Source organism: Saccharibacillus sp. O23, assembly GCF_002205895.1.
In the GTDB taxonomy this organism is placed as follows: Bacteria; Bacillota; Bacilli; order Paenibacillales; family Paenibacillaceae; genus Saccharibacillus.
On the sequence record NZ_NJDE01000006.1, the window covers coordinates 112,148 to 129,542 of the forward strand.

At 56.3% G+C, this 17,395-nt stretch carries 11 protein-coding genes; 9 read left to right on the forward strand and 2 right to left on the reverse strand.

Translation table 11 applies throughout. The features are described from left to right. Positions 1 to 417: 417 nt before the first annotated feature. Entirely contained in the window at positions 418 to 3,615 is a 3,198-nt protein-coding gene (locus CDO73_RS08355; protein WP_088488066.1) for an alpha-mannosidase, read from the reverse strand. 186 nt (positions 3,616 to 3,801) lie between these two features. Between CDO73_RS08355 and CDO73_RS08360 the strand changes: the two genes are divergently transcribed. Together CDO73_RS08360 and CDO73_RS08365 are read left to right on the forward strand one after the other, a co-directional pair. Beyond that, the gene (locus tag CDO73_RS08360; RefSeq protein ID WP_088488067.1) at positions 3,802 to 4,716 is read left to right on the forward strand and encodes a helix-turn-helix transcriptional regulator; all 915 of its coding nucleotides are present in this window, start codon (positions 3,802 to 3,804) and stop codon (positions 4,714 to 4,716) included. Positions 4,717 to 4,806: 90 nt separating this feature from the next. Beyond that, positions 4,807 to 5,289 (forward strand): SRPBCC family protein, encoded by a 483-nt coding sequence (locus tag CDO73_RS08365; protein ID WP_088488068.1) that lies wholly within the window; start codon positions 4,807 to 4,809, stop codon positions 5,287 to 5,289. A gap of 97 nt (positions 5,290 to 5,386) precedes the next feature. Here the strand turns inward: CDO73_RS08365 and CDO73_RS08370 are convergent, their stop codons facing one another. After that, positions 5,387 to 5,893 (reverse strand): hypothetical protein, encoded by a 507-nt coding sequence (locus CDO73_RS08370; protein WP_088488069.1) that lies wholly within the window; start codon positions 5,891 to 5,893, stop codon positions 5,387 to 5,389. Between the two features lie 266 nt (positions 5,894 to 6,159). Between CDO73_RS08370 and CDO73_RS08375 the strand changes: the two genes are divergently transcribed. The 7 genes from CDO73_RS08375 (at position 6,160) to CDO73_RS08415 (ending at position 17,381) form a co-directional block, all read left to right on the forward strand. Continuing rightward, positions 6,160 to 6,945, forward strand: coding sequence for a glucose-1-dehydrogenase (locus CDO73_RS08375; protein ID WP_088488070.1), 786 nt, complete (start codon positions 6,160 to 6,162; stop codon positions 6,943 to 6,945). Between the two features lie 97 nt (positions 6,946 to 7,042). Continuing rightward, positions 7,043 to 8,737 carry a glycoside hydrolase family 13 protein gene (locus CDO73_RS08380; RefSeq protein WP_088488071.1) on the forward strand — a complete coding sequence of 565 codons (1,695 nt, stop codon included), beginning with the start codon at positions 7,043 to 7,045 and terminating at the stop codon, positions 8,735 to 8,737. Between the two features lie 771 nt (positions 8,738 to 9,508). Continuing rightward, positions 9,509 to 11,032 (forward strand): arabinosylfuranosidase ArfA, encoded by a 1,524-nt coding sequence (arfA, locus tag CDO73_RS08385; RefSeq protein ID WP_088488142.1) that lies wholly within the window; start codon positions 9,509 to 9,511, stop codon positions 11,030 to 11,032. 589 nt (positions 11,033 to 11,621) lie between these two features. Then, a complete protein-coding gene (locus tag CDO73_RS08395; protein ID WP_088488073.1) occupies positions 11,622 to 13,106 on the forward strand; it encodes an alpha-N-arabinofuranosidase in 1,485 nt (494 codons plus the stop codon). A gap of 314 nt (positions 13,107 to 13,420) precedes the next feature. After that, positions 13,421 to 15,151 (forward strand): glycoside hydrolase family 13 protein, encoded by a 1,731-nt coding sequence (locus tag CDO73_RS08400; protein WP_088488074.1) that lies wholly within the window; start codon positions 13,421 to 13,423, stop codon positions 15,149 to 15,151. A 138-nt stretch (positions 15,152 to 15,289) separates the two neighbouring features. After that, positions 15,290 to 16,219 (forward strand): manganese-dependent inorganic pyrophosphatase, encoded by a 930-nt coding sequence (locus tag CDO73_RS08405; RefSeq protein WP_088488075.1) that lies wholly within the window; start codon positions 15,290 to 15,292, stop codon positions 16,217 to 16,219. A gap of 403 nt (positions 16,220 to 16,622) precedes the next feature. After that, entirely contained in the window at positions 16,623 to 17,381 is a 759-nt protein-coding gene (locus tag CDO73_RS08415) for a DeoR/GlpR family DNA-binding transcription regulator (protein ID WP_088488077.1), read from the forward strand. Positions 17,382 to 17,395: the final 14 nt, after the last annotated feature.

Genomic DNA, 17,395 nt, shown 5'->3' on the forward strand with positions numbered 1-17,395 from the left:
TTTTTGTGTTCGCGTTGATCGCAGCTTATTTCGTTGTTAGCACCCTTTTTATTTTTAAATCCTTTTTTGTCCAGTCTGCTTTGCGGCATATGGATGCGACAGAAAGAAGTGTTTTTGAAAATTATGCGGGGCAATTGGAAGTCGAGCGTGTTACTCAAAAATCGGAACAAATAGCGAGTACGACAAGTTGGCAAAAGTTCAATGTATTTTTGACTCATTTGAACGGAGGACATGTTGTGGAGGTGAGTGTTCCGAATATCGATCCTCGATATGGAAACACAAATAAAACCATGTATTTCAATCCAAACACCTTTGTATTCATAGGATACGGATATCATCCATAACGAAAAAAGGATTCCTCGTCTAGGCGACGGGAATCCTTTTTTTTGATCGGATAAAGAGTAGTAGGAACGACTTTCACGCTTCACGCCCAGCTTGCCGAACGCGGAACGTCAGAATCTCGTACGGCTTGATCTCGAACATAAGCTTGCCGCCCTGCACGTCGCATTCGGCTTCGATGTTCTCCATCAAGTCGCAGGCATACGCTTCGACCGAAGACTCGGGCAGATTGAGAGCGGCGCGGGTTCGGCGGCCGTGAGCTTCGTAGACGCGGAAGATCCAGTCGTCGTTATCTTCGGCTTGCTTGATCACTTCGAGGATCACGTTCTCCCGATCGATCGACGCCAGCGACCACAGATCCGGCAGCGTTCCTGCCTGCGGCCCCAACTCGCGGGCCGTAAGCGGGCGGTTCAGATCGTAAGCCGCTTGAATGACGCGTCCCTCGCGGAAATCGCCCGTATGCGGATAGAGCGAATAGGTGAACAGATGCGCCTCTTTGTCGGCATTCGGGTTCGGATAAGTCGCGCTCTTGATCAGCGACAGACGCATCACGGAGTCGTGGATATCGTAGCCGTATTTGCAATCGTTGAGCAGAGCGACGCCGTAGCCGTTTTCCGCCAGATCGGCCCATTTCTGACCGCAGACTTCGAACCTCGCTTGATCCCAACTCGTATTGCGATGGGTAGCGCGTTCCACGTTGCCGTACTGGATCTCGTAAACGGCTTTCTCGCTGCGAATATCGACGGGGAACGCGACCTTCAGCAGCAGATGCTCCTGCTTCCAATCGACGAAAGTCCGAAAATCGATGCGCCGCGTGTGCGCGTAGAAGACAATCCGCTGCTCGACGACGGAGTCCAAGAATCGTCTTTTGACCAGTAGTACGGAGCGGACCGGGCCGTTCTCGATCCATGCCGTCGATTCCAAGTCGTCGATCTCCCACATCTTCTGCTCGTAATAATCGTCGATATTCCACGCTTCGTATTCCGCCGGCCGATCTTCGAACACCTGCAGTACGTTGCCGCGCTTGCCCGGTTGAAGCAGCTCGCGCTCTTCCGCTTTGTCCCAGACGGACGCGAACTCCGCGCGCTCGTTCAAGCGAACGGCATACCACGGCGTCTCGATCCGGCGCTGTTCCGGAGTCCACTCGGCTGCCGCTTTTCCGGCGACGCCCGTTTCGTCCGAATCCGCTTGGACGGAGGTCCGTCGTTCCAGACGGAAAGTCTTATAGCCCGCCGCCGGCACGTCCTCCGCGAGAAAGATCAGACCGCCTTCCGGCGTAGTCTGGCTCGGCACCCGTCGATCTCCGTCGTAGACCGCTGCTTCTTCCGCACATCCGGCCAGCTCGACCGTATCCGTCCGCGCAAACCCGGTGGAGTTGAACACGACGACGGATTGACCGTCCGACGCGATTCGGCTCGCGATGCCGCCCAGCGCCTCGTTTTTCAATTCGTCCGCGATCCGCAGCACTTCTTCGTACTGCTCCTGCGAATCGATATAGACCTGTTCGATCGCGCTTCCCGGCAGAATGTCATGGAACTGATTCAGCATGACGAGTTTCCAAGCGCGTTCCAGAGCTTCCGTCGGATAGAGCGCCTGCGCATCGGTCTGCCGGAGCATCGTCGCGAACAGTTCGGCGTCCGCCAACGCGAATTCGCTCAGGCGATTATCCCGTTTGCTGCGGGCCATCGACGTATACGTGCCGCGATGGTACTCCAGATACAGCTCCCCGGACCAACGCGGAACCGCGCGGTTCCCGTCCAGATTCCGCTCCAACTTTTCGAAAAATGCGCGTACGAAAGTCCGTTTGACCGCCGGCACGCCCGGAAGTCCTTGCTCCAGCCGCCGTCCGTGTTCCAGCATCTCTTCCGTCGGTCCGCCGCCGCCGTCTCCGAATCCGAAGCATTGCAGCACGTCCGTGTTGATGTTCTTGTTCTGATACCGCTGCCACGTTCCTTTGACCTGCGAAGCGTTGAATCGTCCGTTATACGTCGTCTCGAACCGGTGAGATCCGAATTCGGGATGCTTAACGTAGTCTTTGGCCGTGATGAAATGGGTCAGCACTTCCGTGCCGTCGATCCCTCTCCAATACATCGTATCGCTCGGAATCTGGTTCGTGTCGTTCCAAGCGATCTTGGTGGTCATAAAATAGTCGATTCCGCTCTTGCGCATGATCTGCGGCATCGCGGCGCTGTAACCGAACACGTCCGGCAGCCAGAGCACGCGGTTCTCGACGCCGAATTCTTCGCGGAAAAAGCGTTTGCCGTACAGGATCTGACGGATCATGGACTCGCCGGAGATCAGATTGCAGTCGGCTTCGAGCCACATCGAACCTTCCGCTTCCCAGCGGCCTTCCGCGACCTTCTGCTTAATCTTTTCATATAAAGAAGGGAAGTCGGCTTTGAGGTAGGCATAGAGCTGCGGTTGGGAAGACATGAACGTGTACTCCGGGAATTTGTCCATTAAGTACAGCACGCTCGCGAAGCTGCGAATGACCTTCTCGCGCGTCTGGTCCAGCGTCCACAGCCAAGCCACGTCGATATGCGTATGCCCGATGCAGTGAACGGTCGGAATATGATCGGCGGCCGGGCGCGTCTCTCCGTAGAGATGCTCCTGCAAATACAGCCGGGCTTCCTGTACCGAAGCATAAAAAGCCGGGCTGTTCTCGACGCGCAGATCCAGCAGATTCACGGCCGCGTTCAACCGCTCGATCAGCTTCAGCCGCTCCAGATCGTCTTCGCGCAGCAGGTCTGCCGCATCCAGAGCCGCCTTCAGGTCGTAATACAGATCCGAGACGGCCTCATGCCGCTCGGCGATATAGACGTTCAAGAACACGTCGGCGGCGGAAGTGCTGCAATAGGCATACAGAGCCAATTCGAATTCTTCGCCCTGAGCGGCATCCGAAGTCAGATCGATCTCGGTATGGTTCACGTCCAGCCCGCAGACCAATTCGCCGTTCACGAAAGCCAGAAATTGCGGATTGTCGTAGTTCCAAATATCGGTGGCTCCGGTCTCGACGGCGCAGACGACTTTTTTGCCGGCGAGATGTTCGGGGATCGCGATGCGCGTCTTGAAGCAGCTGTGGACGTCTCGGCCGCCCCAACCGTCTCCTTTGCGGAAAATCTTCCAATCCGAAGGGTCTTCGTGCACCAGATCCCAACCGTGATAGCCGCTTTCTTGCTGATACAGCTCGGGGATGTCGGTTCGAGAGGTCAAGCGTGCCTTTTCCAGATATGTAAGGATCGCATGGATTCGAGTCGATAAAGAGTTCGGTTTCATATCGGATTCCCACCTTGCCGGTTATTTTTATCTTGTCGACACTAAAGGTAAGGTTGCGCTTACATTTTAGCTCCAGCATAACAAATCGGAGAGGCGGAGAACTACGTGCTTCATGCGCGGAATCCCGTTTTTTGTTGCATTTCATGCTAAAGTAAAAGGAGAAATCAACCGGAAAGGAGCCGAGCGATGGTTGCATGGGCGTTATCTTACGAGCAAGGGTATTCGATTCGGGTGAATCGACCGGGCGATCCGCTGTTCTACCATCTGGATTACGACGAGCGTTCTTACGAGTTGAATATGGAATTTCAGCATTTTCACGATTTCTACGAGATCTGCATTCTGTTGGATCATACCGCCGCCCATATTATCGAAGGCAATCTGTACGGGATGCAGCCTTACGATATCGTGCTGCTGCGTCCTTCTCTGCTGCATAAGACCCAATATCCGCGCGGAACGCCGCCCAGACGATTGATGATCCGCTTCGCCGTGCCGAACCTGCTGCCCGGACTCGAGCCGGATCATCAAGCGCTGTTCGCGATCTTCGACGAGCCGATTCCGATCTTCCGTTTCTCCGAGGAGCGCCGCAGCGAGATTCTGGCTCCGCTTAATCGGATCTTCGCGTGGTCGCAGCAGTCTTCGACAGTTCAAGCGATGGCGATCCATCATCAGTTCGTCGAATTTCTGTGCGGCATTCATCGGTACGCGGCGGAGAACGGATACGTGCGGGAAGAAACGGGTTCTTCGATCTCTCGCCGGATGTATGCGGTCGCTTCGTATATTCACGGCCATTATCGTCAGGAACTGTCGCTCGGCGAGGTCGCCCGGCATTTCTATATAAGCGCCCATCATCTGTCCCGCCAGTTCAACAGAGTGACCGGATTTACGTTCACGGAATACGTTCAGATGACGCGAATCCGCAATGCGCAGCAGCAGCTTCTGAACTCCGGCGACAAGATCACGGAGATCGCGGCACGCTGCGGCTTCGCCAGCTTCTCGCAGTTCAACCGGATCTTCAACAAGCATAACGGAATGTCGCCGAGCGCGTACCGGCGGAGCCATGCTTTGTCGGATGAACCTCGGCGGGAACGGGTCTTCGAGTAAAGACTTTCTTTTTTCGCTGACCCGCTGTTCAACGACCTTGCCCGGTGTTTAATGGAAAGAAAGACCTTACCGGCAAGGGAGCGAATTCAGATGAACGGATATCGATTCGTGAGCGACTGGATGCTGGAGACGAGCGCGGAAGAACTATGGAAATTGATCGAGGAGCCCGAACGGGCGGATTGGTGGCGCGGCTGTTCGATCTGCAAACTCAAAGCCGGCCCGGAAGGGGACGGGATCGGCGACGAATATTTGACGGTGGTCCGCACGCGGATGCTGTATAAGCTGTCTTTTACCGCGCGGATCGTGGAGAAAAGCAGGCCGCATCTGATCGAGCTTCGCGCCGACGGCCATCTCGAAGGCAGCGGGCGGCTCGAATTCGAAGAAGTCGGAGACTGCACACGCGTGCGTTATACGTGGGAAGTGCGGACGAAGAAACGTTGGATGAATGTATGGGCGCCTTTTTTCCGGCCCGCGTTCGTCTGGAACCACAATCGGGTGATGGCCGACTGCATGGACGGATTGACGGCGCGGCTCGGCATCCGGCTGGTGCAGCCGGGAGCGGTGGAAGCTTGAAGCGATTGTTCGAAATGTTTGATCAAAAGAAAAGACGAACCCGGCAGCGCCGCAGTTCGTCTTTTTGCTGTTCTTGCTGCTGCTATTCGTCTGCCGGTCAATCGGCTTCCATACGGCTGTCCAGACTCGCCGCCACGATCTCCGGCAGTTCGGCCTTGTACGCTATGTAGGCTTCCCGGGTAATCTGGCCGTCCGCCAAGCGCTGCTCCAACTGCTGCTCCAGCTCGCGGACTTGAAGAGCGAGCAGATCGCGTTCGCTGCCTCCGCGGATCGAGGCGATCTCGCGCAGCGACAATCCTTCGTACATCAGATCGTAGACTTCCTGCTCCGAAGCCGTGCCGAGCGCATGCAGGAAAGTATCCTGACCGCTGCGGATCTCGTCGATCGAAGCGGGCGGCGTCTCGCGGTAGACCGCTTCGGCTTCCACTTTGCCTCCGGCAAGGCCGCTTCCGAGCGTGATGCCGAGCGCCAGCGTGCCGACGATCCAGATCCGTTTTAACCGGATGCGGGTCTTGGAAGGGAATTCGGCGGTTTGCAGCACAGGTTTCGCCTGCTTAACTTTGGCCGTCTTGGTCTTGTCGGTTTTGGGTTTTGCGGTTTTCATGGTCGTTCCTCTCTTTCTTCGTCAGATCGGTTATGTGCGCCGGTCGATCCGGCGGTCTCAGGTCGATGTAGGGTGAATCGGGAATACGGCTCGTCCGTCCGCGGGTAGGGTCGAAAGGGAGCGTCGCTCCTCCTTCTGCTTTTACTATACACGCGAAATCTTAACCCAAGCTTAAGCGAGGGGGATTTTTTATATGGCGCAAATGTGTCCGAAAAAGTTTATCCTTCCGCCTTCGGGTGTACAAATAAAGAGAAGGAGGGATGGTTATGTATCCGGACCTGGAAGGAAAAACGGTGATCGTGACCGGCGCCGCGTCGGGACTCGGCAAGTCGATCGCCTTGCGATTGGGCCAAGAAAAAGCGAACGTCGTCATCAACTATCACAGCAACAGCGAAGGCATCGAAGATATGGTGAAAGAGATCGAACAGGCGGGCGGACGGGCGATTACCGTTCAAGCCAGCACCTCGGAAGAGGACGGCGTGAAGAAGCTGATTCAGGCCGCGCACGACACGTTCGGCAGCCTCGACGTCATGATCAACAATGCCGGCAAAGAGAACGAAGTCGAATCGCACAAACTCTCGCTCGAAGACTGGAACAAAGTCATCGAACTCAATCTGACGGGATATTTTCTCGGCAGCCGCGAAGCGATCGCCTATATGCTCGAGCACGGCGTCAAAGGCACGGTCATCAACATGTCCAGCGTCCATGAGATCATTCCGTGGCCTCACTTCGTGCATTACGCGGCGAGCAAGGGCGGCGTCAAGATGATGACCGAGACCCTTGCGCTGGAGTACGCGCCGCACGGCATCCGGGTCAACTCGATCGGGCCGGGCGCGATCAACACGCCGATCAACAAGAAGAAATTCGAAGATCCCGAGCAGAAAAAACAAGTCGAAAGCATGATTCCGATGGGTTACGTAGGCGAACCCGAGGAGATTGCCGCGGTGGCGGCTTGGCTCGCGTCGTCGGAATCCAGCTACGTGACGGGTATCACGCTGTTTGCCGACGGAGGCATGACCAAATACCCTTCTTTTCAGGGAGGGAAAGGGTAAGGTCGCTCTATGTAAATGAGGGGAAGCGGAAAGGCGTCTTGAAAAGGGCAGCCTTTCCGCTTCTTTGGCTTTGCCAAACCGGGAGGAGGAACCTGCAGTGAATCCGAAATGGTGGAAAGAAAGCGTCATCTACGAGATCTATATCAAAAGCTTCATGGACGCAAACGGAGACGGCGTCGGCGATCTGGCGGGGATTCGGTCGAAACTGGATTATCTGCAACAACTCGGCGTGAACGTGCTGTGGCTGACCCCGATCTACGACTCGCCCGACCATGAAGGCGGTTACGATATCCGCGATTATCGGAGCATCATGGAACGGTTCGGCACGATGGACGATTTCGACCGGCTGCTCGAAGACGCGCACGGACGCGGCATGAAGATCATGCTGGAGATGCCGCTGAACCATACGTCGAACGAACATCCGTGGTTCGAAGAATCGAGATCTTCCAAGAAAAACGATAAACGCAATTATTATATCTGGCGCGAAGGCCCAGGGTCGGGTTTCCCGAACAACTGGGGTTCGTATTTCGGCGGCTCCGTCTGGGAATTCGATCAAGAGACGGAAGAATATTATATGCATCTGTACAGCAGCCGCCAGCCCAATCTGAATTGGGAGAACGAGAAAGTGCGCGAAGAAGCGTATGAGATCGTCAAATGGTGGGCGGACAAAGGCGTGGACGGGTTCCATTTCAATTCGATCGCCCATATCGTCAAGACCGAAGGCCATAACCATGACGAAGAAAGCGGGAATACGCAGCACCTGCCGGTCGAACGGGCTTACCAGATGTTCTCCAGTCTGGACAAAGTCAACGCGATCGTCAAAAGGCTGCATAAAGAAGACGGCACCGATTACGATCTGATGGTGGTCGGCGAAGCGGCCGGGCTCGATCCCGCGCAGACGCTCGACTTTATCGGCGACGATCCGGGCAAAGCCAATCTGGTGCTCAATTCCGACCATATGCTGCTGACCCATTCGTCGCAGGGCATCGGGCGCTGGACGACCAAGTCGTGGACGCTGCTCAATCTGAAGCAGGCGATCAGCCATTGGCAGACCGTGCTGCACGAACAAGGCTGGAACGCGACGTATCTCGCCGACCATGACCAGCCGCGGGCGGTCTGCCGCTTCGGGCATACCGGCGAGTATCGCGAGCTGTCGGCCAAGATGCTGGCGACCTTGCTCATGACGCTGCAAGGCACGCCTTCCATCTATCAAGGGGAAGAATTGGGGCTGGTCGGCGGAGGCGTGTTCCATACGGCGGAAGATTTCCGCGACGAAGAGACGCTGAACTTCCTGCATCACGCCAAACAGACGGGCATGGACGAAGAAGAAGCGCTCAAGATCGCGAGGCGCAACACGCGCGACGCGGGCCGGACCCCGATCCCGTGGAACGCTTCGGCCAACGGAGGGTTCACGACCGGACAGCCTTGGATCGGCATGTCGCCGGGACACGAAGAAGTCAACGCCGAACGGGCGGTCGCCGATCCGGATTCGGTATTCCATTATTATAAGAAGCTGATCGAGCTGCGCAAAGTCAGCCAGACGCTGCTGTACGGCGATTACCGCCTGCTGCTGCCGCTCGATACGGACATCTACGCGTTCACGCGCACGTTCGAAGACGAGACGCTGATGATCGTGCTGAACTTCTTCTCCGGCACGCCGACGTTCAAATGCCCCGAGCGGCTGTGCGAACGTCCGCGCGAGTTGATCTTCGGCAATTACGAGCCGGGCGTGACGCAGGGCAGCGACTTCGAACTGCGGCCTTACGAGGCGGCGATTTATCGGTTGGGTTAAAAGTAGCGGGGAAAAACGCAATAGGAGTAAGAAAACGGCTATCCTCGGGGAACGGGGATAGCCGTTTTTTTGACGCGAACGATAGAAATCGAAAAGGAGGAGCCTCGTATCTTGACCGAATGCAATCCGAGGTTTGCGCTTCGGTAGGGCCTCGCCTAACCTCGTATCGTTCAAGATACGAGGAGTGTCCGATCGCTAACGGAACGAGGCGACGCTTAGAGCGGATTTTCGAGCTGTTCAGAATTCTAACGGAACGAGAAGACGCTTAGGCAGGAAAAAAGGCGGTTTGGAGCGGGTTTGAGGCCGTTTTTGGACGGCTGACGGAATGAGGTTCCGTTAGCGCGGAAATAGGTAGGAAAACGACGCTGTAACGGAATGACGTTCCGTTATGCGCCGTGATCTACAAGGCGATCTGCAACGTGGTCTGTACCGCGATCAGAGAGGTGTTCAGACCCATATTAATAATATAAACATTAATGATTCACATAAGAATTGACTTGTACGGACATGCGTGATACATTGGGTGCGTAAAGGTTCTTCCGCCCGTACAACCGGGGACCGGCGCAGGAAACAGAACGTCCGGATTTACGGTTCGACTAATAGGTTTTGTCAACATGATAAGTAAGGTTGCGTGCTCTCAAACGTACCTCAAGCGCGTCCGTTTGAGAGCACGCAATCCTTTGATTAAGAGTTGAAAAAACCTTAAATGTAAGCGTTCTATCGGGACGGGCCTTCATTATATTTTGCAGAAGGAAAGGATGAATGAATCGCATGACAGCATCTAACCTCAAAGCCAGAATGATCGTCGACAAGTCGTTCCGCATCTCCGAGATCGACGAACGGATCTACGGATCGTTTATTGAGCACCTCGGACGCGCGGTATACGGAGGCATCTACGATCCGGGTCACGCAACGGCCGACGAATACGGATTCCGCGGCGACGTGAAGCAGTTGATTCGCGACCTGAGAGTGCCGATCGTGCGCTACCCGGGCGGCAACTTCGTATCGGGTTACGATTGGGAAGACGGCGTAGGTCCGGTCGAAGATCGTCCGAAACGTCTGGAGTTGGCGTGGAGAACACTGGAGCCGAACTACGTAGGCACGAACGAATTCATGCGCTGGGCCAAAGACGCCGGAACGGACGTCATGATGGCGGTCAACCTCGGCACGCGCGGCATCGACGCCGCCCGCAATCTCGTGGAATACTGCAACCATCCGGGCGGCAGCCGCTACAGCGACCTGCGCAAGCAGCACGGTTTCGCGGAACCGCACAAGATCAAGATGTGGTGCCTCGGCAACGAAATGGACGGACCGTGGCAGATCGGACACAAGACGGCGGAAGAATACGGACGCCTCGCGCTGGAAACGGGCAAAGCGATGCGCCTGATCGATCCGGATATCGAACTCGTGTCGTGCGGCAGCTCCAGCACCGGCATGGCGACGTTCCCTTCGTGGGAAGCCGAGACGCTCGACCACACGTACGAAGTGGCCGACTTCGTTTCGCTGCACCAATATTACGGCAACCGCGACGGCGATACGGCGAACTATCTGGCGCGCGGGATGGACATGGACCACTTTATCCATACGGTCATCTCGACGACGGACTATATCAAAGCCAAGAAACGCAGCAAAAAAACGATGAAACTCAGCTTCGACGAATGGAACGTATGGTACCACTCCAACGAAGCGGACGCTCAGATCGACCGCAATCCGTGGAGCGTGGCGCCGCCGCAGCTCGAAGACGTCTACAACTTCGAAGACGCGCTGCTCGTCGGCAGCATGCTGATGACGTTCCTGCGCCGCGCCGACCGCGTCAAATCGGCTTGCATGGCTCAGCTCGTCAACGTCATCGCGCCGATCATGACCGAAACGGGCGGCCGCTCGTGGAAACAAACCATCTACTACCCGTACCTGCATGCTTCGATCTACGGCCGCGGCGTGTCGCTGAAGCCGGTCGTCGATTCGCCGAAATACGACGCGCAGGACTATACGGACGTGCCGTACCTCGATACCGCCGTCGTGCATAACGAAGAAGAAGACACGCTGACGATCTTCGCGCTGAACCGCCACCTGAGCGAAGCGCTCGATCTGACCTGCGACGTGCGCAGCTTCGAGGGATACGCGATCGAAGAGCATCTCGTGCTGGAAAACGACGACCTCAAAGCCGTTAACACGGCCGACAGCGAGAAAGTCGCTCCGCACAACCGCGGCGCTTCGGAACTCAAAGACGGCATCGTGAGCGGACGTCTGGCGAAAGCTTCGTGGAACGTGATCCGTCTGCGCAAGCAGGGCTAAACGTTCGAGGATAGCGTCCCGGTTCGCTCGAACCGCCCAGAACCGAGCAAGGAACGTTCCGGCCATCGCTTTGGATTTCGCGAAGCGCTGCCGGAGCGTTCCTATTGCTCTGTTTGGGAAGGAGCGAGTGGTTTGGACGATCGAAGCCGAAAATGTTGACGAAACGCACACATTTTTGCTCGAACAGCCATTTTTCGCTGCGAATGTTGACGTTTTGCACACAATTTCCGATAAAAACAGCCTAAACAGGCTTTTAAGGCCGAAATTGTTGACGAAATGCACATATTTCCGGAAAAACGCCGATTTTTCGAGCAAAATGTTGACTTTTCGTACACATTCGTCCGGCTCGTACACATTCGTTCGTCGCGCGTATGGAGTAAACATCGGCTCGCAAGCCGAATGGAATGACCGCAAACTTCGTATCCGTCGTTTGACGCCTGAACCCGCTCCGGCGTGAACGGTCGCAGGCGGCGTTTCGCCGAATGACCGAAACTTTTCCCGACACCCAACACGCGTCCGATCATTTTCGCAAGCTATTGTACGTACAATCCGACACCCGCTCTTACATACACTCCAAGGAGGAACCGAAATGACCAAAGCATCCGTAATCGTCAACGCCGACGTGGCGCTGGGCAAGATCGACCGCAATATTTACGGACAGTTCGCCGAGCATCTGGGCCGCTGCATCTACGAAGGCATGTGGGTAGGCGAAGATTCCGACATGCCGAACGTGGACGGAATCCGCAAAGACGTTCTGCAAGCGCTGAAGAACCTGAGCATTCCGGTGCTGCGCTGGCCGGGCGGCTGTTTCGCCGACGAATACCATTGGAAAGACGGCGTAGGCCCGCGCGAAGGCCGCAAACGGATGGTCAATACGCATTGGGGCGGCGTGGTGGAGAACAACCATTTCGGCACGCACGAATTCTTCCGTCTGTGCGAGCTGCTGGAGACCGAGCCTTACATCTGCGGCAACGTCGGCAGTGGCAGCGTGCAGGAGATGTCCGAATGGATCGAATACATGACCTTCGACGGCGAATCCCCGATGGCGAAGTGGCGTCAGGAGAACGGGCAAGAGAAGCCGTGGAAGCTGAAATATTTCGGCGTCGGCAACGAGAACTGGGGCTGCGGCGGCAATATGCGAGCGGAATATTACGCCGACGAATACCGCCGTTACCAGACGTATTCGCGCAACTACGGCGACAACAAACTGTTCAAGATCGCGGGCGGGCCGAACGTCGACGATTACCATTGGACGGAAGTGCTGATGCGCGAAGCCGGCCGCCATATGGACGGACTCAGCCTGCATTACTACACGATCGAAGGCAGTTGGGAAGAGAAGGGATCGGCGCTCGGCTTCGACGAAGCGGGCTGGTTCGAAGTGATGAAGAAATCCATGCATATGGACGAGCTGATCACTCGCCACACGACGATCATGGACAAATACGATCCGGAGAAACGCGTGGCGCTGATCGTCGACGAATGGGGCACGTGGTTCCTGAACGAGCCGGGCACGAACCCGGGCTTCCTGTATCAGCAGAACTCGCTGCGCGACGCGCTGGTAGCGGGCATCCATCTGCATATTTTCCATAATCATCACGAACGGGTCAAAATGACGAATATCGCGCAGATGGTCAACGTGCTGCAAGCGATGATTCTGACCGAAGGCGACAAGATGCTGTTGACGCCGACGTATCACGTGTTCGAGATGTTCAAAGTGCATCAGGACGCCGACGTGCTGCAAATGTCCGTGAGCACCGATCGCTACGAGCTGAACGGCGATTCGCTGCCGCAGGTGAGCGTATCCGCTTCGCGCAAAGACGGCGTCGTGCATGTCAGCTTGTGCAATATCGATCCGTCGTCCGAAGCGGCGGTAACGCTGGACCTGCGCGGCATCGGAGCGGACGGAGCGATCAGCGGACGCGTGCTGACGGCGGACAAGATGGACGCGCACAACACGTTCGACCAATTGAATAACGTGACGCCGCAAGCGTTCGAAGGCTTCGAGCGCGGCGAGAACGGCGCGCTGTCCGTGACGCTGCCGCCGATGTCCGTTACCGTCTTGGCGGTCCGTTAAGACTTAAGAAGTGCTTTCACATCCGCACCTTGAAGGACGATCGATTCCCGATCGTCCTTTTCGGCGTGTCGCGAGAATTCGATCCTTTTTCCGGCAAAGATTCGCATGACCAAAAGGTTCGTCTAACAGATGCAAATCGCCTGGGAAACGGATCGCGGTGAATTGCTTGAAACGTTCGCTTCCGCGGGTAAATAATGCAGGCGACGATCGTGCGGTCTCAAGCGGCCGGGCAGTCGACAAGCGTCGAAACAAAGCGGAGCGTTCCGTCCGATCGGACGTTTCTTATCTCTCCCCATGAAAAGGAGCCACCGCGCATGCAGAAGGAATCGTGGAAAGAAAAAGTCGTTTATCAGATTTTCCCCCGCAGCTTCCAAGATTCCGACGGAGACGGAAACGGAGATCTTCAAGGCATCATTTCGCGTCTGGATTACGTCAAATCGATCGGCGTCGATACGATCTGGCTGAGTCCCGTGTACGAATCGCCTCGCGTCGATCAAGGGTACGATATTCGCAATCAGCGCGAGATCGACGACCTGATGGGCGATATGGAAGATTGGCAGGCGCTGCTGCGGGAAACGCATGCGCGCGGGATGGAACTGTGGATGGATCTCGTGCTGAACCATACGTCCGACGAACATCGTTGGTTCAAGCGTTCCCGCAGCGACAAAGACAACCCGTACCGCGATTATTATATCTGGCGCGAAGGTTCGGAAGACGGCGGGCCGCCCAACAACTGGACCTCGTACCTCGGCGGCAGCGCATGGACGTACGACGAAAGCACCGACGAATATTATCTGCATTTGTACAATAAGAAGCAGCCGGACTTGAACTGGGATAACCCGAAGGTGCGCGAGGAGATCGTGAAGCTGATTCGCTATTGGCAGGATCAAGGCGTCGACGGCTTCCGGCTGGACGCAATCAACGTGGTATCCAAAGAAAGCGGTCTGCCCGATACGGACGAACATAAGTTGGAAGGCAGCGGCTACAAACATTTCAAGAACGGTCCGAATATCCATAAGTATCTGCGGGAATTGAACGACAAGGCTTTTTCGCGAAAAGAAGGCACGATAACCGTAGGCGAAGCCTCGATGGTCTCGATGAAAGACGTGGCGCTGTACACGCATCCCCACCGCCATGAACTGAACATGATCTTCATGATGGAATCGCTCAGTATCGGCACCGATCCGGACGACGCGTTCAAGAAGCGGGAATGGAAACTGACCGAACTCAAAGAAATCATCACCCGCTGGCAAAAAGAACTGCTGAACGTCGGTTGGTACGGTTTGTTCGCGAGCAACCACGATCATCCGCGTCAGGTCTCCGCTTTCGGCGACGACGGCAAATACCGGGTCGAGTCGGCCAAGATGCTGGCGACGCTGGTGCATACGCTGTGGGGAACGCCTTTCATCTATCAGGGCGAAGAGATCGGGATGACCGATTATCCGTTCGAGTCGGTCGAGCAGTTGGACGATCAGATGGCGCGGCATTATTACCGTTCCCGCACGGAAATGGGCGAAGACCCTGCCGACGTGGAGCAAAGGCTGCTGGCGGGCACGCGCGACCATGCGCGCACGCCGATGCAGTGGGACGGAAGCGGGCAGGCCGGATTCACGACGGGGCAGCCGTGGCTGCCGGTCAATCCGAACAGCCGCGAGATCAACGTGCAGGCGCAGGAGAATGATCCCCATTCGATCTTGAACTACTACCGCGACCTGATCGCCATGCGCCGCGAGCATGCCGACGTGATCGTGCACGGCGAATACGTACCGATTCTGGAAGAACACGAGCAGATCGTGGCTTACGTGCGCCGGAACGAACAGCGGCAGGGCTTGACGCTGCTGAACTTCTCGGATCGGGAAGCTTCGTTCGAACTACCGGAAGACATCCATATCTGTCTGGATTCCGCTTATCGGCTGCTCGGCAATTATCCGCCCGAAGGCGAAGGCGTGCCCCGTACGCTTCGTCCGTACGAAGCGGTGATCTTCGGCGGACTGAAGCCCGCTCCCGGCGGTACGGATGAATCTTCGGAAGAGGCGGCCGAATAGGAGTCCGAAGACCAGTCCGAATAGGCCGAACCCGCTCATTTTTTGCAAAACGACCGATCAAAAAGATGTTTCCGTATTGGAATTAATGATATAATTAGCATCGGAATTCAGGAGATAGATTTCGAGGAGGCGTAAACCATGGCAAAAGTATTGGTTTTTGGTCATAAGAATCCGGACACGGACACGATCACATCGGCGATCGCGTACGCGGAATTGAAGAAGCAGCTCGGCGTGGACGCGGAAGCGGTCCGTCTGGGCGAAGTAAACGGCGAAACGGCGTATGCGCTGAAGCATTTCGGCGTCGAAGCTCCGCGTCTCGTGGAAACGGTAGCCGATCAATCGGAAGGCGTCATTCTGGTCGACCATAACGAACGTCAACAAAGCGCGTCGGATATCGAACAAGCTCATGTGTTGGAAGTCATCGACCACCACCGCATCGCGAACTTCGAGACGGCTCATCCGCTGTACTATCGCGCCGAGCCGGTAGGCTGCACGGCGACGATCCTGAACAAGCTCTACAAAGAGAACGGCATCGAGATCCGCAAAGAAATCGCCGGCCTGATGGTATCGGCGATCGTCTCGGACTCCCTGCTGTTCAAATCGCCGACCTGCACGGAGCAGGACGTAGCCGCAGCGAAAGAGCTGGCTGCCATTGCAGGCGTAGATCTCGACCAATACGGCCTCGACATGCTCAAAGCCGGCGCGGACCTGAGCGGCAAGACGGCGCAGGACCTGATCTCCATCGACGCCAAAGAATTCACGATGGGCGGAAGCAAAGTCGAGATCGCTCAGATCAACGCGGTGGACGTGAACGAAGTGCTGGAGCAGCAGGCGGAACTGGAAGCCGCGCTGAACGGCGTGATCGCGTCCAAAGGCCTCGACCTGTTCGTTCTGGCGATCACGGACATCCTGAACAACGATTCCGTGGCGATCGCTCTCGGCGGCAAGACCGACGCCGTGGAACGCGCTTACGACGTGAAGCTGGAGAACAACAAAGCGCTGCTCAAAGGCGTCGTTTCCCGCAAATCGCAGATCGTGCCGGTGTTGACGAAAGCTTTCGAAGCTTAAACGGAAAAAGCTTTAATTTCGAAGGACGGATAGACGGCGGCGCGGTCGCGGGCTTCGCCCCGGCTGACCGTCGGAAGCCCGAATCGCGAATTCGAAAGTCGCAAATCGGAAGTCGCGAAAAGACAAGGCGATCGTATCGATCCCTTGTCTTTTCGGCGTGCGCCGAAATCGCGGCGACCGCGGCGGAAAGCTTGGCGCGCGGCAGCCGGTTTTTCGGCGACTCTGCCTTGGCTGCGGATACGGAAGGCGGAGAGCGGCGATCCGAACCGGGCTTCTTTTTCCGGCGGGACTTCCCTGCCTCCCCTATCTTCCACTATACTTAAAAGCAGAAAACCCAAACAAAAAACGTCCGAAACGCAGAAACGCGGGCCGGTCGACGAATGAACGAATCGAGGGGATAGGCATGTTAGGATTTGAACGCCGCGAGAAGATCATCGAATTTCTACGTCGGGACCAGAAAGTCTTCGTCGCCGCGCTAAGCGCGCTGTTCGAAGTCACCGAAGAGACGATCCGCCGCGATCTGGAGAAGTTGGAGAAAGAAGGCATCGTCACGCGTACTTACGGCGGAGCGGTGCTGAACGTGCATACGAACGAAGATCTGTCTTACCAGACCCGACACACGACCAATCTTCCGGAGAAAAACGACATCGCCCGCAAACTGGCCCGGCTCGTGTCCGACGGCGATACGCTGATGGCCGATCCGAGTTCGACCGTATTCGAAGCGCTCCGCGAGTTGGGCACGTCCAAGAAGAATTTGACGTTGATCACGAACTCCAGCATCATCTTCTCCGAATATGCCAAGCTCGGACATACGGTGATTTCGACGGGCGGCACGCTGCGTCCTCACTCGAACTCTCTGGTCGGTTCCGTCGCGAACGATACGGTGTCGAAATACGTGGTGGACACCGCCTTGTTCAGCTGCAAAGGGTTATCGGCCGAATACGGAGCGACCGATTCCAACGAACCCGAGAGCGAATTGAAACGACGGATGTTGGCTCAGGCGCGCAAGACGGTACTGCTGGCCGACCATACCAAATTCGACAAAGTCGCTTTCGTCAAATTGTTCGATCTGACGTCGATCGATTATCTGGTCACGGATCGCCGCCCTTCGGACGAATGGATGGAACGTCTGGAGAGCAGCGGAGTCGAAGTGATCTGCTGATCGGCATGAGAGCG

Excerpts from the sequence above, each read along its gene's own strand:
- CDO73_RS08370 (WP_088488069.1), bottom strand. The coding sequence starts at position 5,893 with ATGAAAACCGCAAAACCCAAAACCGACAAGACCAAGACGGCCAAAGTT.
- CDO73_RS08365 (WP_088488068.1), top strand. The coding sequence starts at position 4,807 with ATGAACGGATATCGATTCGTGAGCGACTGGATGCTGGAGACGAGCGCG.
- CDO73_RS08375 (WP_088488070.1), top strand. The coding sequence starts at position 6,160 with ATGTATCCGGACCTGGAAGGAAAAACGGTGATCGTGACCGGCGCCGCG.
- CDO73_RS08355 (WP_088488066.1), bottom strand. The coding sequence starts at position 3,615 with ATGAAACCGAACTCTTTATCGACTCGAATCCATGCGATCCTTACATAT.
- CDO73_RS08400 (WP_088488074.1), top strand. The coding sequence starts at position 13,421 with ATGCAGAAGGAATCGTGGAAAGAAAAAGTCGTTTATCAGATTTTCCCC.
- CDO73_RS08405 (WP_088488075.1), top strand. The coding sequence starts at position 15,290 with ATGGCAAAAGTATTGGTTTTTGGTCATAAGAATCCGGACACGGACACG.
- arfA (WP_088488142.1), top strand. The coding sequence starts at position 9,509 with ATGACAGCATCTAACCTCAAAGCCAGAATGATCGTCGACAAGTCGTTC.
- CDO73_RS08415 (WP_088488077.1), top strand. The coding sequence starts at position 16,623 with ATGTTAGGATTTGAACGCCGCGAGAAGATCATCGAATTTCTACGTCGG.
- CDO73_RS08395 (WP_088488073.1), top strand. The coding sequence starts at position 11,622 with ATGACCAAAGCATCCGTAATCGTCAACGCCGACGTGGCGCTGGGCAAG.
- CDO73_RS08360 (WP_088488067.1), top strand. The coding sequence starts at position 3,802 with ATGGTTGCATGGGCGTTATCTTACGAGCAAGGGTATTCGATTCGGGTG.